19 protein-coding genes are annotated in these 21,883 nt (G+C 42.8%); 13 read left to right on the plus strand and 6 right to left on the minus strand.

The window, feature by feature from the left end; genetic code table 11:
- The first annotated feature begins 4 nt into the window (after nucleotides 1-4).
- The 3 genes from BUB73_RS05045 to BUB73_RS05055 all read left to right on the plus strand — a co-directional run bounded on the left by BUB73_RS05045 (nucleotide 5) and on the right by BUB73_RS05055 (nucleotide 4,357).
- Nucleotides 5-1,531, plus strand: a complete 1,527-nt coding sequence (locus BUB73_RS05045; protein WP_073284073.1) for a type I restriction-modification system subunit M — start codon at nucleotides 5-7, stop codon at nucleotides 1,529-1,531.
- Between the two features lie 211 nt (nucleotides 1,532-1,742).
- Nucleotides 1,743-3,101 (plus strand): ATP-binding protein, encoded by a 1,359-nt coding sequence (locus BUB73_RS05050; RefSeq protein ID WP_073284076.1) that lies wholly within the window; start codon nucleotides 1,743-1,745, stop codon nucleotides 3,099-3,101.
- A 134-nt stretch (nucleotides 3,102-3,235) separates the two neighbouring features.
- The gene (locus BUB73_RS05055) at nucleotides 3,236-4,357 is read left to right on the plus strand and encodes a restriction endonuclease subunit S (RefSeq protein ID WP_073284079.1); all 1,122 of its coding nucleotides are present in this window, start codon (nucleotides 3,236-3,238) and stop codon (nucleotides 4,355-4,357) included.
- Here the strand turns inward: BUB73_RS05055 and BUB73_RS05060 are convergent.
- Together BUB73_RS05060 and xerA are read right to left on the minus strand one after the other, a co-directional pair.
- A complete protein-coding gene (locus BUB73_RS05060) occupies nucleotides 4,354-4,896 on the minus strand; it encodes a restriction endonuclease subunit S (RefSeq protein WP_073284082.1) in 543 nt (180 codons plus the stop codon). The two genes, BUB73_RS05055 and BUB73_RS05060, sit on opposite strands and share 4 nt — an antisense overlap.
- Before the next feature lie 5 nt (nucleotides 4,897-4,901).
- Nucleotides 4,902-5,897, minus strand: coding sequence for a site-specific tyrosine recombinase/integron integrase (gene xerA / locus BUB73_RS05065; RefSeq protein ID WP_073284084.1), 996 nt, complete (start codon nucleotides 5,895-5,897; stop codon nucleotides 4,902-4,904).
- Nucleotides 5,898-6,007: 110 nt separating this feature from the next.
- On the opposite strand from xerA, the gene BUB73_RS05070 reads away from it, so the two are divergent.
- Nucleotides 6,008-6,622, plus strand: coding sequence for a restriction endonuclease subunit S (locus BUB73_RS05070; RefSeq protein WP_073284087.1), 615 nt, complete (start codon nucleotides 6,008-6,010; stop codon nucleotides 6,620-6,622).
- 509 nt (nucleotides 6,623-7,131) lie between these two features.
- Here BUB73_RS05070 and BUB73_RS05075 read toward each other — a convergent pair.
- Nucleotides 7,132-8,211, minus strand: a complete 1,080-nt coding sequence (locus BUB73_RS05075; protein ID WP_073284090.1) for a TIR domain-containing protein — start codon at nucleotides 8,209-8,211, stop codon at nucleotides 7,132-7,134.
- Between the two features lie 147 nt (nucleotides 8,212-8,358).
- On the opposite strand from BUB73_RS05075, the gene BUB73_RS05080 reads away from it, so the two are divergent.
- Nucleotides 8,359-8,733, plus strand: a complete 375-nt coding sequence (locus BUB73_RS05080) for an ASCH domain-containing protein (RefSeq protein WP_073284093.1) — start codon at nucleotides 8,359-8,361, stop codon at nucleotides 8,731-8,733.
- A 2-nt stretch (nucleotides 8,734-8,735) separates the two neighbouring features.
- Here the strand turns inward: BUB73_RS05080 and BUB73_RS05085 are convergent, their stop codons facing one another.
- Both BUB73_RS05085 and BUB73_RS05090 read right to left on the minus strand, forming a co-directional pair.
- Nucleotides 8,736-9,452 carry a hypothetical protein gene (locus tag BUB73_RS05085; RefSeq protein WP_073284096.1) on the minus strand — a complete coding sequence of 239 codons (717 nt, stop codon included), beginning with the start codon at nucleotides 9,450-9,452 and terminating at the stop codon, nucleotides 8,736-8,738.
- Entirely contained in the window at nucleotides 9,442-10,815 is a 1,374-nt protein-coding gene (locus tag BUB73_RS05090) for an AAA family ATPase (RefSeq protein WP_073284359.1), read from the minus strand. Before BUB73_RS05090 ends, BUB73_RS05085 begins: the two co-directional genes overlap by 11 nt.
- Nucleotides 10,816-11,238: 423 nt before the next feature.
- On the opposite strand from BUB73_RS05090, the gene BUB73_RS05095 reads away from it, so the two are divergent.
- The 7 genes from BUB73_RS05095 (at nucleotide 11,239) to BUB73_RS17195 (ending at nucleotide 19,924) form a co-directional block, all read left to right on the plus strand.
- Nucleotides 11,239-11,472: a hypothetical protein gene (locus BUB73_RS05095; RefSeq protein ID WP_073284099.1), complete on the plus strand. Its 234-nt coding sequence runs from the start codon at nucleotides 11,239-11,241 to the stop codon at nucleotides 11,470-11,472.
- Entirely contained in the window at nucleotides 11,465-11,785 is a 321-nt protein-coding gene (locus BUB73_RS05100) for a CopG family antitoxin (RefSeq protein ID WP_249269271.1), read from the plus strand. Before BUB73_RS05095 ends, BUB73_RS05100 begins: the two co-directional genes overlap by 8 nt.
- Nucleotides 11,786-11,834: 49 nt before the next feature.
- Nucleotides 11,835-15,086, plus strand: a complete 3,252-nt coding sequence (locus tag BUB73_RS05105; RefSeq protein WP_083539649.1) for a type I restriction endonuclease subunit R — start codon at nucleotides 11,835-11,837, stop codon at nucleotides 15,084-15,086.
- A gap of 112 nt (nucleotides 15,087-15,198) precedes the next feature.
- Nucleotides 15,199-16,455, plus strand: coding sequence for a restriction endonuclease (locus BUB73_RS05110; RefSeq protein WP_073284104.1), 1,257 nt, complete (start codon nucleotides 15,199-15,201; stop codon nucleotides 16,453-16,455).
- Nucleotides 16,452-17,762: a DUF262 domain-containing protein gene (locus BUB73_RS05115; RefSeq protein ID WP_073284107.1), complete on the plus strand. Its 1,311-nt coding sequence runs from the start codon at nucleotides 16,452-16,454 to the stop codon at nucleotides 17,760-17,762. The genes BUB73_RS05110 and BUB73_RS05115 overlap by 4 nt, the downstream gene beginning before the upstream one ends.
- Complete coding sequence (locus BUB73_RS05120) at nucleotides 17,763-19,625, plus strand: DUF262 domain-containing protein (RefSeq protein ID WP_073284108.1); 1,863 nt, start codon at nucleotides 17,763-17,765, stop codon at nucleotides 19,623-19,625.
- 137 nt (nucleotides 19,626-19,762) lie between these two features.
- On the plus strand, nucleotides 19,763-19,924 hold the full coding sequence (locus BUB73_RS17195) for a hypothetical protein (protein WP_170932252.1): 162 nt from the start codon (nucleotides 19,763-19,765) through the stop codon (nucleotides 19,922-19,924).
- Nucleotides 19,925-19,927: 3 nt separating this feature from the next.
- Here the strand turns inward: BUB73_RS17195 and BUB73_RS05125 are convergent, their stop codons facing one another.
- On the minus strand, nucleotides 19,928-20,494 hold the full coding sequence (locus BUB73_RS05125) for an OB-fold protein (protein ID WP_073284111.1): 567 nt from the start codon (nucleotides 20,492-20,494) through the stop codon (nucleotides 19,928-19,930).
- A gap of 93 nt (nucleotides 20,495-20,587) precedes the next feature.
- Between BUB73_RS05125 and BUB73_RS05130 the strand changes: the two genes are divergently transcribed.
- Nucleotides 20,588-21,874, plus strand: a complete 1,287-nt coding sequence (locus tag BUB73_RS05130) for an RluA family pseudouridine synthase (protein ID WP_073161619.1) — start codon at nucleotides 20,588-20,590, stop codon at nucleotides 21,872-21,874.
- Nucleotides 21,875-21,883: the final 9 nt, after the last annotated feature.

A 21,883-nucleotide genomic window follows, 5' to 3' on the forward strand; every position in this document is an offset into this window, starting at 1 on the left:
ATTTATGGCACGAATCTCCAAGAAAGCTTCTTCCGAGAACACTGTAGCGATTGGCTTTGAACAGCAAATCTGGAATGCCGCCTGCGAACTGTGGGGTCACATTCCCGCCGCAGAATACCGCAAGATCTTTACCGGCCTCATCTTTTTGCGCTACATCTCCGCAGCCTTCGAAAAACGTTACAACGAGCTGGTGGCAGAAGGGGAGGGCTTTGAAGACGACCCGGACTTCTACGCTGAAGAAAACGTGTTCTTTGTGCCCGAGGCCGCCCGCTGGAATAAAATCGCTGCAGCGGCCCACACCCCGGAAATCGGCAAGGTCCTGGACGAAGCCATGATCGCCGTTGAAAAGGAAAACAAGAACCTGAAAGGCGTTCTCCCCAAGAACTACGCCGCACCCGATTTGGACAAGCGCGTGCTCGGCAACGTGGTGGATGTGTTCAGCAACATGGACATGAGCGACACCGAGGCAAGCAAGGATTTGCTGGGCCGCACCTACGAATATTGCATCGCCCAGTTCGCAAGCTACGAAGGCGTCAAGGGCGGTGAATTCTATACCCCCGCAAGCATCGTAAAGACCATCGTGAACATCCTCAAGCCCACCGAAGGCAAGCGCGTCTATGACCCCGCCTGCGGTTCCGGCGGCATGTTCGTACAGAGCGTCAAGTTCATACAGGCCCATAGCGGCAACCGCAATAACATCAGCGTATTCGGTCAGGAAGCCAACGCAGACACCTGGAAAATGGCCAAGATGAACATGGCAATCCGTGGCATCGACGCAAACTTCGGCGAACACCACGAAGACTCATTCTTCCACGACCTCCACGTCAACGAACGCTTCGACTTCATCATGGCCAACCCGCCCTTCAACCTCAAGAACTGGGGCCAGGAACAGCTGCAGAACGACGTCCGCTGGCAATACGGCCTGCCCCCTGCAGGCAACGCCAACTTCGCCTGGATCGAACACATGATCTACCACCTGGCACCCGGCGGAAAAATCGGCCTGGTCCTTGCAAACGGAGCCCTCAGCTCACAGACCGGTGGCGAAGGCGACATCCGCAAGCGCATCATCGAGGCCGACCTGGTGGAAGGCATCGTGGCCATGCCCACCCAGCTCTTCTACAGCGTCACCATCCCCGTGACCCTCTGGTTCATTACCCGCGGCAAAAAGCAGAAAGGCAAGACACTCTTCGTGGACGCCCGCAACATGGGCCACATGGTGGACCGCAAGCACCGCGACCTCAGCGAAGAAGACATCCAGAAACTCTCTGACACCTTCGAACAATTCCAGAAAGGGAAACTCCAGGACGAAAAAGGCTTCTGCGCCGTTGTGGAAACCAAGGACATCGCTGCCCAGGACTACATCCTTACCCCCGGCCGCTACGTAGGCATTGAGGAAACCGCCCAGGACGACGAACCCTTCGACCAGAAAATGACCCGCCTCACCGCCGAACTCTCCCAGATGTTCGCAAAGAGCCACGACCTCGAAAAGCAAATCAAGAAAAACCTGGAGGGCCTCGGATTTAAGATTTAGTGGGGGAGGAATCCCCCTCGCTCCAGCCGCTAACGCGTCTTCCGCTACCCCCTCTCCTAGGGAGATCCCTAAAACCCCGATGCAGGAAAGGGTCATTAAATCGCAAAAAGTTGATTTAAGTGTATGTTTATCACGTTTTCTGCAAGAATTTTGAGCGGAAAATCACATTTTCTGCAAAAATTTGTATATTGACTCTTGAACGAGGCGTCTTATGAAACGAAAAATTCTTGACGAACTTTTGCAATGGAAGAATCGCAACGACCGAAAACCGCTCATACTGCGGGGTGTTCGCCAATGCGGAAAAACGTGGGCATTAAAGGAATTTGGCCGCACCTGCTTTGAAAACGTAGCCTATTTCAACTTCGATTTTGATCAAAACCTCGCTTCTGTTTTCGAAAGCACAAAGGATCCCAAGCGCTTGATTCCGCAACTTTCCCTGTTGAGCGGAGTCCCCATAGAACCGCAAAAAACGCTCATTGTATTTGATGAAATCCAATGCTGCGGCAAGGCGCTGAATAGCCTCAAATATTTTTGCGAAGACGCTCCGGAATATGCGGTGGCAAGTGCAGGCTCGTTGCTCGGAGTATCGCTTTCGAAAGATGGATTCCCTGTTGGGAAGGTTCAGTTCCTGGATGCCTATCCCATGGATTTCGAAGAGTTTCTGACTGCATCAGGTGCAGAGAACTTTGCATATTACATGCAGACCATTGACTCTCTAGAAAATATTCCGCTTGCATTTGCAGCCCCGCTCGAAGAAAAACTCAAGCAGTATTTTGTAAGCGGGGGAATGCCAGGCGTTGTCAAAAACTTTGTTCGAAATTACGATTCCATCCAGGCGGAATACGGGCTTGATGAATTAAACGATTCTTACGAACGTGATTTTGCACGCCATGCCGATCGCGGTGATTTTCCCAAAATATCCTTAATCTGGAAATCCGTTCCGTCACAGCTTGCGCGTGAAAACAAGAAGTTCTTGTATAGTGCGGCAAAACCCGGAGCCCGCGCCCGCGAATACGAGAATGCACTGATGTGGCTGGTAAATGCTGGCCTTGCGTACAAAGTAGCCCGTATCAAGAAGCCGGGAATACCCTTGTTGGCGTACGAAGATTTGTCCGCCTTCAAAATCTATATGGCCGATGTAGGCCTATTGCGCAGACTTTCGGGTATGACTCCGCAAACCGTCATCTTAGGCGATGCACTCTACACTGAATTCCACGGAGCTTTTGCCGAAAACTATGTGCTGCAGGTGCTACGCAAACAATACGGCAAAAATATATTCTACTGGACCGATGAAAATTCAAGATACGAAGTGGACTTCATCATCCAACACGAAAACCTCATTATCCCGGTAGAAGTGAAGTCCGGTAAAAACATCGTTTCGACCAGCATGAAAAACTACGCGAGTCGTTTTGATGATATCACAAAACTACGCGTCCGCTTCTCCATGAAAAACCTGGCCCTCGACGAGAACGTTCTGAACATCCCGCTTTATCTCGCCGACCAGGCGAAGCGCCTCATTGGACTGGCCGCTGAGAAACTCGATATGAAAAGTGAGGTCGCATCGCCTTGAGGTATAAAGTGAAGCAGATGTGTCTCTTGGAGTCATTCTGAACGAAGTCGATATAGAATTGTTGGAACTTTAGTTCCTTGCAATTCTAAGGTTTGAAGGAACAGGATCTAGAAAGTATTTATATTGAATAGTATATGAGTGAATGGAAAGAATGTTTATTGGGCGACTTTATTGAGTTGCATAGGGGATATGACTTAACAAAAACATCCATTGTTAAAGGACCGTATCCTGTTGTTTGCTCAACTTCTATCATGGGATATCATAATGAATTTAAAGTGAAAGGTCCAGGGGTTGTGATAGGTCGTTCAGGAACATTGGGTGAAGTTCAGTATGTTGAATCCGACTATTGGCCTCATAATACATCACTTTATGTTTCCGATTTTAAGGGAAATGATCCGAAATTTGTTAAGTATTTTCTTCAACGTTTTGGAACGGGAAATGTCGGTAGTGGTTCAGCAGTTCCCACATTGAATAGAAATCATATACAAGCATTGAAGATAAAGGTTCCCCCGCTTGCAGATCAGCAACGAATCGCCGGCATCCTCTCCGCCCTTGACGACAAAATCGAACTCAACAATAAGATAAACGATAATTTAGAGAAACAAGCCCAAGCCCTCTTCAAAAACTGGTTCATCGACTACGCCCCCTTCGGCGGTGTAATGCCTGATGATTGGATAGAAGGAAAACTTGGTGATTTCGTTGAAATCAAAAGAGGTGGCTCGCCCCGTCCCATTCAAGAATATTTGTCCGATTCAGGTTATCGCTGGTTGAAAATATCTGATGTAACCTCTTTGAATTCTCCGTTCATTCTTGAAATCGCAGAATATATTAAGGAAACGGGTCTTAATAAAACTGTTTTCTTGAAGGCGGGATCTTTGGTATTGTCAAATAGTGCCACGCCAGGAATTCCTAAAATTTTAGATTTAGATTCCTGCATTCATGATGGATGGCTTTATTTTCCACAATCAAAACTTACAAACGAATTTTTATATCTCTTCTTTAAAGAAATACGCAAGGATCTTGTCAACTTAGGGAATGGCAGTATTTTTACCAATCTCAAGACCGAAATTCTAAAAAATTTTGAAATTACTTTACCCTCACAAAAAATTTTAGATGACTTCCAAAAAATTGTAGAATCTCTTTTTATTCAAATGTTGAATATTCAAAGAGAAATTCAACGCCTAACCACCCTCCGCGACACACTTCTCCCGAAGCTTATGTCCGGTGAAATGAATGTGGAAAATATCCAGATTTAGGCCGCTAAATTATCGTTTATTTTAGCATTCAATTCAATCTTATCGTCTAATGACGATAAGATTTTTGATATTCTTTTTTGTTCTTCAAATGGAGGAACTTGAACTGGAATCTGTTGCATGGTCTTTCCAGAAACTTCTTTGAAGGTTGTTCCGCTACCCATACTTTCAATTAGGTCTTTATTATACAATAAAAGATAATACAGGAACATGTAATCTGTATTTTCATTCGGAATAACGCTTTTGAATCCTTGATTAGTACATACTTCATTTGCAGCAATCGCAACATATCCAATGGGTGCACGTGAGGTGAACAGAATGGAATTTTTAGGGAGTAGTTGAGTTGAACAGCTTTTTAAACCATGTTCGGTAATATTACGTTCACCATGAGAAATGAAACGACTTTTGTGATTAGAAAGGTCTTTAGGCGTTATCCAAGCAATCTGGCCACCATCGTAATTATTGGGATTTGTTGTTGATGGTGTAGCACCGCCAACAACGGTGCCGATATCTGCTATTGTACATTTTTTCCAATTATCCATAATAATTATCCAATATATTTCTTGTGCGCAAGTTTCACATTTGATTGTTTCACCATAGCGTATTGCAATGTTGTGTCGATGCGTTGGTGTCCTAAAAAGCGTTGCAGTTGCTCAATAGGCATTCCTTTGTCAATCGCCATTGTTGCCAGAGTTCTCCTGAATTTATGCGGATGAACTCTGTTGATGTCGAGTTGCCTTCCGAATTTTCGCAGACGACTTTCTATGCCGCTAATAGTAATTCTTGTTGCTGGTTTTCTAAGAGAAACAAATAAAGCCTCGTTCGAATCTGTCCTACTCTCTAAATATTGCTGTAAATGCAGTTTGGTCCTCGCATCAAAATAAACTACTCGTTCCTTATTCCCCTTGCCGAAAACAATACATTCGCGCTCTGTAAAATTGATGTCTTGCTTGTTCAGCAATACCATTTCGCCAATACGCATGCCAGTAGAGGCAAGAGTGTCAATAACCGCAATATCCCTAGGCGTCGCACAGCTATCACGAAGTCGCTCTAGTTCTTCATCGCTATAAGTTTCTTTAATGATTTTATCGGTTTTTACCTTGTGAATCCTGCGAATTGGACTCTTGAAAATATATTCTTCATCTTCAAGCCAAGAAAAGAAACTAGAGAAAATGCGCCTGATATTATCGATTGTAACCTTGCTGGAATTTTTACGCTGTTGGTAGCTGGTCAGGTATTGTCTAACATCGTCTGTAGAAATTTTCTTGATGTTCTTTGATATGCCGAGAATGAAATCCTGGATGGTCTTTTGATAATATTGCAAGGTTTTCTCGGAACAGCCCTCGATTCTCTTCGCTGCAATAAACGCTTTTACCAACTGTTGATCAAGATTCTCGTTAAAAGATGTCTCACTTTGCTGATTTGACAAAATTTCAACAGAACTGAATGCAGAATCTAATGCGTTACTCAAAATCTCAAGCTGAGCATTGTCCAAAGAATTCAACATATCCTGCATAATTTGATCTTTTATCACTTTTTTCATAAATATAACTCCTTGATTTGTGCCATATTTAAGAAAACGATAATTTAGAGAAACAAGCCCAAGCTCTCTTCAAAAACTGGTTCATCGACTACGCCCCCTTCGGCGGTGTAATGCCAGAAGATTGGAGAGAAGTTTCCTTGAGAGAATGTTGTTCTTCAATTACTGATGGTGTTCATAACACTGTTGTTGATGATTCTAATGGGGATTGTCTCTTGCTGAGCTGTAAAAATATTAAGGGTGGGGTTCTGTCAATTGGTTCTGATGAACGTAAGATTAATCGAGAAACGTTTGATAAACTTAGAAAACGAACAAAACTAGCTAAGGGCGATATTCTGCTTTCATCCGTAGGAACTGTTGGAGAAATGCTCTTGTTGAAAACAGAACCAGAAAATATAGAGTTTCAGCGAAGTGTTGCGATTATCAAGCCAAATTATGATGTTATAAGCTCTGAGTTCTTGTACAATTCATTGAACTTGCAGAAAGAAATGGTTACAAATGCAGCTCATGGTGCCGTTCAGCAATGTCTCTTTTTGTCTGACATTGGCGACTTCAAAACAATATTGCCGACATCAGATTATATGGAAAAATACACAGTAATTATTTCTCCATATTACGAACAAATCTCAAAAAATCAACAAGAAATTCAACGCCTAACCACCCTCCGCGACACCCTTCTCCCAAAACTCATGTCCGGCGAAATAGATGTGGAAAATATCCAGATTTAGGCTGCTAAATTATCGTTTATTGTTCAACAAGAATCTTAAACAAGACCCTAAAAGTTGTCGAACTATTTTTTGTACAAATTGAATATGTCGGACCATAGTAATGCGACCGGAGTAATGGAAATCGGTTCCTTGGAAAAGCCACCATTCTTGTTTATGAAATTTGCTTACGGCTGAATAAAATTTGTTTCTTTCATTCGCATATACATTGTGTCTTTTAATACGTTTGGTAGCGCTTCTTTCGCACGAATAGGCTTATGAAATCCCGCACGAATACAATGCACTGAATTTAAAGAAATAAATGATTTTGGAATAGGAGGCTCTACAGGTTGAGAATGGTGTTTTTTTCTGGATTGGCGGCTCCACCGCACCGGAATATTCAATATTTCAAAAAGTCAAAACATCATTAGGAATGATATGACTTGTTGTAATATAGAATGTTGCATCCCATCAAATAAAAAAAGAGTTCCTCGAAAAAGAAACTCTTTTTGTGCTGATCACCCAAAAAAACTTTAACTATTTTGTTGGAATAATTTTTTCCAGCCGGGAAAATGAATCTCATCAGCAATCATATCTAGTAGATCGTCAATAGATCCTGTTTTTGGAGTGTAATTGTTGAGTTTTGCGTTTAAAAGGTAGGTGAATCCTTCAAAGTATTTGTTTTGAAATAAATAACATACTCCTAAAAAATAATAAGCTGAATGTTTTAATGCGTCTTTTTCGTTAAGTAGAAGTTTGAACGCATCTATTGCGTCGCTAATCTTTTTTTGTCTGAAGAAAGAAAGAGCTTTTGTTTTTTTGCTGTATGGATCTAATTTAGCATTGTCAATTTTTTGGATTTCTTCATCTTTTCCATTTTTAAACAGCTCCCACACATATTTGCGGGGCAAGTTTTCGGTTTTGCTTGAAGATGTGCAATCGTCTGAAGCTGATTTGTCAAGGATAGGGTTTTTAGAATCTTTTTCAGAAATTGCGTTGTTTGATTTCCGAGAAATTGATTCCTCAGGGTCTTCAGAATTTTCACAATCTTGATTTTGTATGGTTGTTTGAATTCTCTGTTCTTTGCTTGTTTGAATTGGATTTTCGTCAAGATAATTTTTTAATTGCTCTTCTAAATCATCCATATCGAAACGGTTGTATTTTAAAATGAATAAGTCAGAACAATCTGAAAGAGCTGTGTATATATCAAGTTTTGGATTGATAATGGTATATTTTTCTCCATTAATCGCCGGAACAGATAAAGGGTCTGGATACAAGTTCCTTACTAAAATTGTAGCATCCTTTTCGCATAAACAAAGAATTTTTTTGTTTTCAAGTGCCGCAGCGTACCCCATTTCGTAAACAACATTTGGTCGTAGGCCATCAAGTAATACAATGATTAAATTGGCATCTTTAATTTGTTTTTGAAAGTTTCGTCTAATCGTATCGTCCGCTTTAAATGAGTTCGCATCATAGTTTATTTCAATATCTGCTGATTCAAAGGTTTTTTTTATGGTCTTTATAGTTGAGTTGATATACTCAATTCCATCGCAAATAGGGTGATAGAGCGATGCTTTTTCGTTATTCCATGCGTGAACAATAAATGCTTTCATTTTGTTAATCCTTTAAAATATTTTTATTAAATATATATTTTTTTTTTTTTACGCTTTCTAAAGGAAAAGAACAAGGGTCTTATACAGATTTATACTGTAAATTGGCGATAGAGAAAAAGAATTAAAAAAAATATTCAAAAATAAAAAATGTCCACCATCCTTCTTTCCATCCATCCCGAATACGTTCGGCAAATCCTCGCCGGTTCAAAGAAGTTCGAGTTCCGTCGCAACGTGGCCAAGCGCCATGTGGACCGGATTCTCATTTACTCAACTTCGCCGGAAATGAAGGTCGTGGGCTCGGTTTCCGTTCTGGGCGTGCTGAAGGATACCCCCAAAAAGCTTTGGCAAAAGACGAAGGACTTCTCCGGAATTTCCCATGGCAAGTATATGGAATACTTCTCGAAGCGGGAATTCGCCTATGCGTACCAGCTGGGCGAAGTGACGATGTTCAAAGAGCCCAAAAGCCTTTCCGACTACGGAATCACCACCGCCCCGCAGTCCTTTGCATATATTGACGCGTAAACCTACCCAAATACCAACCCAAAATTCGTTCGTCTTTCCAGAGAATTGCATCCAATTTGGATTTGCTTCCAGGACTCCTTATAGTTCTCAGCAAGGAGAAGTTTCGGATCTGCCTTGAATGAAAAATCGGACTTTGAAATGAAATTGACGAATTCGGGGATGTTGTCTCTGTAATGCAGGGCGAATTCCAGTGCGTCTTTTTCCTTGTCTTGGTCATTGGAATTTTGCTTGTTGTACAGCACGTGATCCAGGTTGCAAGACATATAGTAGGCGTTGTAAGGAACCTTCCAAATGGTCGGTGCGCTAGCCAGTCTCAAAAGGTTCTTTGACTTTCTGGAATTTCGTTCAATAATGTTTTCGCGGACGGGGCAAAGGATTTTTTCCAAGGTATAGAAGGGGTAGGCAATGTCACTTTGCTCCACTTTGTCCTCGGGAATGAAAGCGCCATCTGTGTCTACTATGTGAATGATACGTTCAAAATGTTCCGGCTTTAAGCGGTTGGTGTCAGCCCATCTCTTAACAACTTCTGCGATTTTCTTTGTAATGTCTGCAGAACCGACTTTTTGACGGGTGTCCTTGTCGAATTCCGTTGTGATGTCGCAATGCATCACATGAGTGTAAACGGAATCCTTGTTGAAATAGCGGGAAAGAATCACGCCCAGGGCCGTTTCATCGGAGGGGCCCTCTACAATGACAAACACGACCTTTTTACGAGCCATTGGAGCCTCCTGCAATCTTGAATGCCAAGGCAATCTCGGAATTGTTGGTGGTCTCGTAAACGGGTTCGCTCTGCTCGCCAAGAATAATGTCGCGGTAATAGAAGTCTCGCAAATTGTTGGTTGTCTTGACTCCGCTAAAGCGAATGTACCTGTTCATTGGATTTGTGGTGGTGAACACGATAAAATTCTTGTCCAGCGTTTCCAAAGGGCGCAAGTTGTGGGACGTAAATAGCAATTGGCCTTTACCCTTTTCAGAAATGATTCTGAGAATTTCACCAAGCAGGTATTCAAAAATACCGGAGTCCAGTTCGTCGATGGCGACTGTAATGGAATGGTTGTTGTAAACGTCGATGAGTAACGACAGGATAGATATAATTTTCTTGACGCCGTCGGATTCCATAGCTAAAGGAAATTCGTGGCCATCTTTGCTGGATGTCATTTGCACAATATGGCCCGGTATGCCGTTTTGCATGAGTTCCTGGCCAAGATGTTTCAAGCCTACTTTAAGATTGGGAACAATCTGCGGCAACACAATGTTCAAACTGCTGATGGTTCGTTCCAAAATCTGAAGGATATGCGGTGCGACCGTATTGGGCCTGTTCAAGGGCAACAGCAAACTTCCTGACTTATGATCCTCATTGTGGTCCAGAGAAATGTGGATGGGCATGTCGTTCAAGGTGATTCGCCCTGTCGATGCTGTTCTAATCACAAAGAGCTCTCGTGCGCCATAATTTGCCAAACGTTCCAAAATGAAGTTTGTTTCTTCGGACTGTATGGCATCGTGCATTTCCTTTGAAAAGATAAAGGATGCTGTATTTGCCTCTGCCATCTTTTTTGCGACAAGCAAAGCGGTTTTCTTGTTTTTGTCTTTGCCGATAAGTGCGTCGTATTTTGATTTCGGCACAAAAGGAGCTTCGCTATCGGTATCTATATAGTCTACAAACTTTGTTGAGGTGTCTTTATTCTTGCTGGAATAGGAAATCTTTTCGTTGCAAATGATCAGCTTGGTATTGCGGTTGCTATCTTCTTTCTTCAATGTGAAGCAATAGACAACCTTGTAGTTGGTTTCGGCTTCAACGTCTTCAATGGCAAATTCAAATTCAAGACGTGCAGATTCGCTATCTACGTTAATGCAGGATGCAAAATAATTCGTAATGGTGGGGTCCATAGGATACCCCAGAAGACAATGCTTCAGCAAACTCATTGCTTCGATAATAGCCGTTTTACCGGAGCCGTTTTGCCCGTAAATGCCGACAATGCAGGCTCCATTTTCCACCTTGCGAACTAGGGAAATTTCACCTTTTTTGACATTTTTGAAGTTCTCCAGGAGAATTCTTTTTAAGCTAACGGTTGAGTTTTTCATACCCATAAAATAGCTTAACCTGTTGAAAAATGCAATGCCAAATGTGAAAATGAAATAAAAAATGTCAAAATTATGTTTTAACGCTTTGTTTTTGACACTTTACTGTCAAAATCTTTAATTATATTTCATTCCGTATTTCACCAATCCTTGCGACAGTCGACATAGACTTGTAAAGTCCGTACGTGCATTCGCGGCAAGGCTCATTAACCATCTGGTTGATGTTGTTGGATAGCTGGCAGGAGACGCAGCCTGCTCGAGTTCAGCAGAAACGCTGACAAGTAACGCCGGGGAATGCCCCCGCCAACAGCATGGCTAGAACATTCCAAATATCACGAAATAGCTGTAAATGGAACAATTCCATTTGTGTATTGTAATGTGTATTGACATTTGTCTATACATTTGCTATCATGATGAAGGTAATAGATGAATATTACAAAACACGCTTTTGAAAGAATGCGTGAAAGGGGCTTTACCGTAGAAATGCTCGGAAAGGTCCTGCACAAAAAAGAGATTAGAAGAGCTCCATCAAAAAGAGATGGAATGTCAAAGATTGTTGCGGAAGTAGATGGATTGTATTGGACTTTAATTGTCACAGACGATTTGTCTACCTTGGTTACTGTAAGGAGGGCTCATGAAGACGAGGTGCAAAATGCATAAGAAGACTAGACTGCCCAAAGGCTTTAAGCTGGTTGATGATTTCCTTTCTAAGGAGGAAATTGAGGAACTCGAAAATGACACCTCCGTGAGAGAGCCGATGACCCTAATTACCGGGGGGCATGAATCGGAAACTCTTGAGGAATCCATTGCCCGCATCAAGAAGGCTATTGCAGATTCCAAAGAAGAGAAGAAAATGTATTCTATCCGGCTTAAAGTCAAAACGGTTGATGCAATCAAGAAAAAAGCGGCCGAAGCGGGTATTCCGTACCAGACGTATGTGAACGTTTTGCTGGATAAAGCCGCTTTCGCATAAATCATGTTTGTAAAATTTGATTATCTTTCGTATAAAAGAGAGATAATCAATGCCAATCTACGACGAAAATGCTTACGAGCAGTGCTTAAAGGAACTATTCCAGGATGTTCTGGGATGGGATTACCGTTATGGCCCCGACGTAGATAGAGATTTCCATAGCCCGTTACTGGATTCTGTACTTGAGGAATCGATCCGTAGGATCAATCCCAAGGCTGCGCCCGAGGCTATCGAAGAGGCCCTGAATAAGGTCCGCAACTTCGAAAACGATGATCTTGTAAAGCAGAATGCCCTGTTCATGGATTACATCCAGTGTGGCGTTGAGGTCAGTTATCATAAGGCAGGGGAGACCAAGTCCGATATCATCTACCTTGTGGATTACAAGGACGTTGATAACAATTCTTTCATTTTTGCAAACCAGTGGACCTTTATCGAAAAGTCCAACAAGCGGCCCGACGTGCTCTTGTTCTTGAATGGTTTGCCTGTTTGCCTTTTTGAATTGAAGTCTCCCAGCCGCGAAGAGACCGACGCCAGCGAAGCTTACCTGCAAATCCGCAATTATATGCAGGAGATTCCTACGCTGTTTATCTATAACTGCATCTGCGTCATGTCTGACCAGCTGATTTCAAAAGCCGGTACCATTACCAGCGGCGAAGACCGCTTTATGGAATGGAAAACCAAGGATGGTAACCGTGAATCTGGTGCTATTGCAGACTTTTCCACCTTCTTTGAAGGAATCTTCCAGAAGGATCGACTTCTTGATATTATCAAGAACTTCATCTGCTTCAATAACGATGGATTAAAGACTTTTAAGATTCTGTCTGGCTACCATCAGTATTTTGCAGTGCGCAAGGCTGTAGAACGAACTAAGCAAGCTGTAAGTGGCGATGGCAAAATCGGCGTTTTCTGGCATACCCAGGGCTCCGGAAAATCCCTTTCCATGGTGTTCTATGCCAACTTGCTTCAGTCCAGCATCGAAAGCCCGACCATTGTGGTGATTACGGACAGAAACGATCTGGATAACCAGCTGTATGGCCAGTTTGCCAACTGTAAGGATTTCCTACGTCAGGAACCTGTTCAGGCTGAATCTCGCGAGCACCTGAAGAAGTTGCTTAATGGTCGTAAGGCCAACGGCATCATCTTTACCACCATGCAGAAGTTCGAGGAATCCGACGAACCTCTGTCTGATCGCCGCAATATCATTGTGATGGCTGATGAAGCCCATCGCGGTCAGTATGGTTTAGCAGAAAAGGTAAAGACTTCCGAAGATGCTTCTGGTAATTTAGTAGTCCGCACCATAAAGGGTACAGCTCGCATTATTCGTGACAGTCTGCCCAATGCAAGCTTCATCGGCTTTACGGGTACGCCCATTAGCCGTGAAGATCGCAACACCACGGAAGTTTTTGGTGGCTATATTGATATTTACGATATGACCCAGGCTGTGGAAGATGGTGCAACTCGCCCTGTCTATTATGAAAGCCGAGTTGTCCGCCTAAAGTTGGACGACAAGGTCCTTGCCCAGATTGATTCTGAATATGATATGTTGGCTGGGGGTGCCTCTCCGGAAATCATTGAGAAAAGCAAGCATGAATTAGGCCAGCTAGAAGCAATTCTCGGTCACGAAAAGACAATCAACTCCTTGGTTGATGACATCCTGGAACACTACGAAACTAATCGTCAGGATCTTTATACTGGCAAGGCCATGATTGTGGCTTATTCTCGTGGCATTGCCATGAAGATGTTTAATCGTATTCTGGAACTGCGTCCTGAATGGGCAGGAACCACATCTCAAGTGATGGTGGGTGATCAAACCGTAACAGTTCCCGGAGAAGATGCAAAGATTGCCGTGGTCATGACCGAAAGCAACAAGGATCCCGAAACATGGCATCCTATTGTGGGCAATAAGACTCACCGCCAGGAATTGGCTGTAAGATTCAAGGACAATAAAGGTCCGTTGAAAATCGTGATTGTGGTGGACATGTGGCTTACGGGATTCGACGTTCCGTCCCTTGCGACCATGTACGTCTTTAAGCCGATGGAAAGCCATAACCTGATGCAGGCCATTGCACGCGTAAACCGAGTCTACGAAGACAAGGAAGGCGGCCTGGTGGTAGATTACATCGGTATCGCCAGCGCATTAAAACGTGCCATGAACGACTATACCGTTCGTGACCGTAAGAACTATGGCGAAATGGACATTGCAAAACAGGCTTTGCCCAAGGCCCAGGAAAAACTGGAAATTTGCCGTAGCCTGTTCCATGGATTCGACTACTCCGATTTCTTCAGCAATTCCTCGCTGAAGATGGGTGTATGCATTACCGATGCATTGAACTTTATTTTAGAGAAAAGCCGCGAAGAACAGAAGAAGTCTTTTGTCAAAGAAGCCTTGATGCTTCGCCAATCCCTCTCACTATGCTCTTCCATAGCTCCTGCAGAAATGCGAAACGAAGCGAACTTCTTTGAAGCAGTTCGTGTGCAGCTCATGCGCTTTATGTATGGCGCAGGCAAGAGCAAGGTTACCCTCAAGGATGTAAACGCACGAATCAACGAATTGCTGAAGCAAAGCGTAAAATCTAAAGGCGTTCTAAATCTGTTCAGTAGTGTAGGGGAGAACTTCTCCCTGTTTGATCCCAAGTTCCTTGAAGATGTGGCCAAGATGAAACACAAGAACATCGCGGTGGAAATCTTGAAGAAACTTATCGAGGAACAAGTTCGGGTTTATTCCAGAACGAATATCGTGAACTCCCAGAAGTTCTCGGAGCTTTTCCATCAGGCCATGAACCGTTACCTGAACGGTCAGCTAACCAACGAAGAAGTAATCCAGGAATTGCTGAAGTTGGCAAGTAGCATTTCCGACGCCGCTGCTTCTGGCGAAAAGCTTGGCCTGACCAAGGAAGAAACCGCATTCTACGATGCCCTTACAAGCCCCGAAGGGATTCGTAAGGCGTATAGCGACGAGCAGTTTATCGCACTTACTAAGGAGCTTACAGAAAAGCTTCGTAAGAGCCGCACCATCGACTGGCAACGAAAGGAAAGCGCCCGCGCCTCCATGCGCACCGCCATCAAGAAACTCCTCAAGAAATACAAGTACCCGCCCGAAGGCTGGGAAAGTGCCATCAAGACCGTAATCACCCAGTGCGAACTCTGGACCGACAACGAAGAAATGTTTGACAGCATGCGCGCCGCGAATTCCGCAGAAGGAAGTGCAAACGCAAATAAGAACATCGCCGGTAATCAGCTATACTTCGCACCCGGAGACGATGTGACCAGCTACGGAATTGCTGCGGATAAAGGGATAAATTAGCTTTTTTGTGAAATTTGTCTGTTATGTGGAACAAGTCGCCCCTTTGGAGACTTTTTCTCTTTTTATAAGGTTATATTTACTTTTGAAATAAAATTTAACGCGATGGATTTATATGCCCACTCTCTCTTTTAAAGATGCTGCTATAAAGATTCTTCACGAATCAAAACATCCCATGACTCCCATTGAAATTTATCAAATTGCAGCAAAGCAGCAGTTGGTAAAAACTTCAGGTAAAACTCCGGAAGCTACAATGGGTGCGCAAATTTATACAGATATTAAAAAGAACGGAGCTAATTCTCCTTTTGTCCAAGTGGGTAAGGGTTTGTTCACTGCTGCGACTAAGTCTAATAAAGAAAAAAGTCCTGAACAGCTGATTCTTGAATATAATGAGGCTCAGACGATAGCTTTGAAAGAACGCCTGTTGAATACAGATCCGTTTATTTTTGAACATCTCATCGGAGATCTTCTCGAAAAACTTGGTTATGAGAATGTAGAAGTGACTAAGCGGTCTGGAGATGGAGGCATAGATGTAAAAGCGAATCTTACTGTTTATGGTTTTACAAATGTTAAAACCGCCGTTCAAGTTAAACGATATTCTCACAATGTTAGTGACAATGTTGTTAGAGAACTTCGCGGCGCTGCAGAAGTTGATCAGAGAGGTTTGATTATTACAACTGCTGATTTCACAAAGGCTGCTAAAGAAGAGGCTTCCGCTCCAAATAAAATGCCGGTTTCCCTTGTTAATGGGAAAAAACTTTTAGAGTTGCTGATTAAGTATGAAATAGGTGTCAAGTCCAAAAAGACAGAATTGATTTCTTTGGATGAAGACTATTTTGAATCTTTAGAGGACGATGATTCTAGTTTGATTTTGGAAAAAAGGATGTCTATTTGGCCTTTGCCAGGCGGAATCGATCATTATTATGATTCTTTGCTTGATGTTTTGAATGCACTAAAAAGCCAGCCCAAGTCAAAAGAAGATATGGTGAAATGGTTTAAAACACAATATGATTCTGTAAATAGTGATAAAACAATTGCTAGCTACATGAGTACGATTTTCTCAAATCTCGGCTTAGTTCAACTTGTCGATAAAAAATATAAACTAACGCCTTCTGCAGAATCTTTCATAGAAAACCCTTCAAAAGATGCTGCTTTTGAAATATTGAACGAACGAATTTTTGGAATTGAAGAAACATTGTCTTTTGTTGAAAACTCTGAAAACCCCGTATCGGACAATGATGTTCGTATCTATCTCAATGATAATTTCAATGTAGATTGGTCCACAAATGCGCAGGCTTCATTTAGGCTTCTGTGGCTTTGGAATCTTGGTAAAATTCAACGCAATGAAGATGGAAGGTATAGTAAGCTATGAATGTTGATCCCAAAATTGTTTGGCTTAAGGAATTACTGACTTGGCCTTTGTGCGTTCCACCTTATCAACGACCGTACACTTGGAGTGTAAAGGCTGCATCAACCTTATTTCATGATGTAGTGAATGCGTGCGAAAATTCCATTCAGGAATATCGTATGGGATCGGTTATTCTCTATGAAAATGGAGAACAAATGGAAATTGTGGATGGACAGCAACGTTTAACGACCTTGTCCATCCTTTTTTATTGTTTGGATAATAATTTCGTAAATGGATTGTTGTCTCAAGAATATGGCAGGGCTTCTAAGCCTGCTATATCTCAGAATTTTATAATTCTGAGTCAGCTATGTGGAAACTTTACAGAAGACAAACGAAAAAAACTGATGGACTATGTTCAGGAGCATTGCTCATTGGTTGTTATTTCAGCTCCAAGTGAACAATCTGCTTTTCAGTTTTTCGATTCTCAGAATTCAAGAGGCAAGGAACTGGCTCCCCATGATTTGCTTAAGTCTTATCATTTAAGGGAAATGAATGACGATTCTGTGGAGACCAAAACTCAGATCATAAACACCTGGGAAAATTCTGACCAAAAACAGCTTGCTGCGCTCTTTGAAAATTCGCTTTATCCCTTGGTGCAATGGCATCGTCGCTTAAATGGTCTTGGATATTCATCCAAGGACATTAACACTTTCAAGGGCATTCAAAGAAATTCCGGTTTTAATTTCTCTGTTTACCATAAGGCAGCCAATCTTTACATAGAACAGGCTAACCAAAGCAATGTTTATGAATTGCTTTCGGATCGAAAGATTTGTCAATTTCAGTTGACTCAGCCTATAATTGCGGGAAAGCGCTTTTTTGCATATACCTTACATTATCTAGAACTGTACAAACAGATTAATGTACAAATTGCATTCAAGTATCCGGAACTTTCTAACGGTGGCCGCGGTGATTGGCTAGTTCGAAATCTTTTTGTTAATGCAGTCATGTTTTTTGTTGATAGATTTGGAATGAATTGTTTGAATGATTCTGTCTTTTGTACTTTGTTCTCGTGGGTGTATGTATTAAGGATCTCTTTGTATAGTGTTTATGAAGAATCTGTGAATAAGTATGCCAGAGGCGAACATTCTATCAATTACGGACTCAATATCTTTTATGAAATCAGTATGATGAACAATCCCAACGAGTTGTTTTCTGTTGCGTTGGCAAGACCTGACAAAACCAAGGCAACCCCTAGCGAAAAGAAAAGTTATCAAAATCGTGTCAAATCCTATTTTGATCTTTGGGATAAATATTCTGGGGTGGAGGCGTAAATGCAGATTAATCCCAATACGAAGAATGTTGTGCAACCACAAATGTTGAGTGTTGCAGATATTTTTAAAAATGTTCATTATGTGGTTCCTATTTACCAGCGAAACTATGCGTGGGAAAAGGATCAGATAGAACAATTACTTCAAGATATTCTTGATGTAACTGATGATTATTATTTGGGAAATTTGATTGTCAATAAGTCAGGCAATAATTTTGAAGTAATCGATGGACAGCAACGTTTGACCACTCTTTATTTAATGATGCTTTGCTTGAAAAAGAGTGTGGCTGAAGATGCACTAACCTTTGAAGCACGCGATAAATCTAATGACACCTTCAAAAAAATGAAGACGGGGGCCCCTTCTTCAGAATGGCTGTCGACGGAACTGAAAACTGGCTACGATATCATTGAAAATTTCTTTAAATCAAAAATGAAAGATTCTGCTGCGTACGATAATTTCTACGAAAAATTATCTAAAATCAAGATTGCCCGTGTACAGGTTCCAGAAGGAATAGACCTTAATCATTATTTTGAAATAATGAATACTCGAGGAGAACAGCTGACTCCTCACGAAATTGTTAAGGCAAGAATTCTTGCAATTCTCGATAAGAATGATGCCGTTGTTGCCGCCAAGATTTGGGATGCCTGTGCTTTAATGGATTCATACGTTCAAATGAATTTTGATACGGAATCTAGAAAAAAGTTATTTGGCGAAGACTGGACTGGCTTTAATTGTGATTCTTTTGAAAGCGCCGCGGCAAATTGCACTTCTACAGTAAAATCTGAAGAAGATGATGTAACATTTAAATTGGTCGAATTTTTAAAAGGTGGAGCCGTTTTAAAAGATGGTGATAAACTTAAGAACGATTCAAAGGATGAACAAGAACGTTTTGAATCGGTAATTTCGTTCCCTAATTTTTTGTTACATGTAAATGCTGTTATTTCTGGCCCAAATTTCTCCAATTTGGATAGCCTTGATGATAAAAAGTTTCTTAAATCTTTAATGGTTTACTGGGAAAACTCTGAAAAAGCCAAGACTTTTATTTTCACTTTACTAAAGTGCCGTTATTTGTTGGACAAATATATAATCAAACGCGAATTCTACAAGGATTACCGCGAAGAGGGCCGTTGGATGCTTCAGGGCATAAAGGCCTATCATGATAAGAAAAAAGATTCTCTAAAGCCTCAGTATTTCGGAACATACAATACGCAAACAGATGCAGATTCTGAAAGTATCGAAGATAAAACTCGTTTTGATACCGAAAAAACAAAAAGTATAAGAATGCTGGAATCTTGCCTGAGGATTACCTATACTTCTCCCAAGATGATGCATTGGATTACTGATGTTTTACTTGCACTGTATAAAAATGAAAATGTAGAATTGATTCCTTTGCTAGAAAAGTATTGCTGTACAAAAGTTCAGGAAAGCAATTATGAAAACGCCTCTGGCTTTGGTATTGAACGAATCGTATTCACGTATTTAGACTACTTGCTTTGGCGCGATGGCTTCTCTTATAATGGATCTTCTGTTATAAGTAAAATGGAAAACTATCAGTATCAATATCGTAATTCCATTGAACATTTCTCACCACAGCATCCTGCTGAAAGAAAAGCTTGGGATGATGGAGACTTGAATTCATTTGGCAATCTAGCCTTGGTTACCGTTTCTGGAAATTCTAAGTTTTCTAACAATGAACCGGTTGGAAAAATCAGCAGTTTTGGAAGTGTTGTAGAACAAAGTATGAAACTGAAGGTTATGGCTGCGATGACAAAGTCTAATAACGGAAATTGGACGCAAGAAATGGCTGCGATTCATAAGGATGATATGTTCTCTATTATTCAGAATGATTTAAAGTTGAACCTTTAAAATGTCTTCGAATTTGTTTAAATACCTTGATGCTCCAACGGTATTCGTGTTTATCAGAATAGTGAACTGACCATTGGGGGCGTTTACGAAGGCGATATTTCTCAATTAGGGGCCGATTTGGCTATATTTGGGCCATTATGGATGAAGAGAAGAAACTTGATGACGAAAAGCGCAAGGCCGAACGTATCAAAAGGATGCGTGGCTGGCTTGGAGTGAAGGGCGCGGTTACCGGGGGAGGTCACCCCGATGATAACGGCCCCCTGCTTTATGGAGACGGCCATTCCGGCTGGAACCGTTAACTTCTAGCGATTTACAAGGCATTCCTTTGCCAGGACGCCCATGATGTTGCCGCCATCTACGATGGTGCAGGTGATGGTCGCCTTGTTCCCTTTTACCAGGGTGGCCAGGTCTTTTTTGGCCGAGGTGGGGAAGATGGCCTTGATGGTTTTTGAGCCCAGGATTCCGCAGTTGTTGATGTGAACCGTCGAAAAGAGGAGCATGTCGTTGACGGATTCCACGCATCCCGAGAAAGAGACCCGCTTTTCGTTGAACATTTCGCCGGCGCGGATTTCGTTGTCGTTGAATTCCTTGAGCAGTGTCTTTGCAGTGGTGGTGATGGACCCGTTTGCGTTGTGGATGATGGCGTCGGGATTGGTTTTCGAATCTTCGTACACGGTGAGTGCCATGGATACGCAGACCGCGATAATCAATACCAGCACGATTCCCACGATAATTGCGATCTTAAACCAGATCGCTTTCTTTTTTGCAGGTACTGGGCGAGGCAGGGGGCTCTTTTGCGGAGTCCCGCAGTGAGGGCAATACTCGTGCCCTTCACCGATATCCCTTGCACATCGTATACAGTATCGCATACCGATTAATATAAATCCAAAAAGTCTGAATTGTACTGTTTGCTGTATTCCAATCTTAAATGGGATTTGGCTTTTTTCTATCTTTACCCTTGTATGAATTATCTCGTAGACGAAAAGAAGAATGGTGAACGCATCGACAAGTTCCTTGTTGGCGTTCTTGAAAATGTTTCCCGTACCGATGTGCAGAAGATGATCGCTGCCGGCGAAGTGAAGGTGGGTGGGGTGGCCACTCCCAAGAACTTCCGTGTAGAAACGGGTATGGTGGTGGTTTGCGGTGAAGTTCCCGAAAAGGAAGCCTCTACCCTGGAACCGGAAGAAATTCCTCTGGATATCGTTTACGAAGATGACGATATTGTGGTGATCAACAAGCCCCGTAATCTGGTGGTGCATCCGGGTGCCGGCGTAAAGGGCGGTACCTTGGCCAACGGTTTGCTGTACCATTTCAAGGAAAACCTTTCTACCATCAATGGCGCTCTGCGCCCGGGTATTGTCCATCGTTTGGATAAGGACACTCCGGGTTTGATGGTGGTTGCCAAAAATGACAACGCTCACCGTCATCTGGCACATCAGTTGGAAACCCGCACTTTGCACCGCACCTATAACGCTCTGGTGTGGGGCCATGTTCGCGACTTGGAAGGTACTATCGATGCGCCCATTGGTCGTAATCCCAAGAACCGCTTGAAGATGGCTGTGGTCAATGGCGGCAAGGAAAGCCGTACCCATTATACCGCCAAGAAGTTCTTTAATTTTGCAACCCTTCTGGAACTGCAGCTGGAATCCGGCCGTACTCACCAGATCCGCGTGCATAGCCGTTACATGGGCCACCCTGTGGTGGGCGATCCCTTGTACGATGGTCGCGAAGGTTGCCTGAACCGCGTGTCTCCCTTGATGCGCGAATATGCAGAACAGGTTCTGGAAATTGCTCCGGCCCAGTTGTTGCAGGCTGTGAAGATTGAACTGATTCACCCGACTACCGGCAAGAAGATGAAGTTCAAGGTTCCTCTGGAAAAGCCTTTCGACAAGGTGCTGAAACTCTTGAAGAAGGAATGCCCCGAAGACGCTCCCAACTTCTCTGAAGACGATACCGCCTTCCGCGAACTGGATCCCGAAATGCGTTTTGAGGACGAGGGCGATTACATCGACGAATACGAAAGCGACGAACTCCTGGCCATCACTCCGGAAGAAGCTGCTCCTTATAAGGAACGTAAGACTCGTGCCCAGCGTTTTGCTGAACGTAAGGAACGTGCCGCTGCCCGTAAGGCCAAGGCTGCCGAACGCAAGCTTATCAAGCAGATGAAGGCCGCCCGCAAGAAGGGAATTGCCAAGGAAGACTTCGTAGAACCCGGTTACGAACCCACAATCGATCCGAACCTTTTATAATTGATGATT

Source organism: Fibrobacter sp. UWH6 (assembly GCF_900142465.1).
In the GTDB taxonomy this organism is placed as follows: Bacteria; Fibrobacterota; Fibrobacteria; order Fibrobacterales; family Fibrobacteraceae; genus Fibrobacter.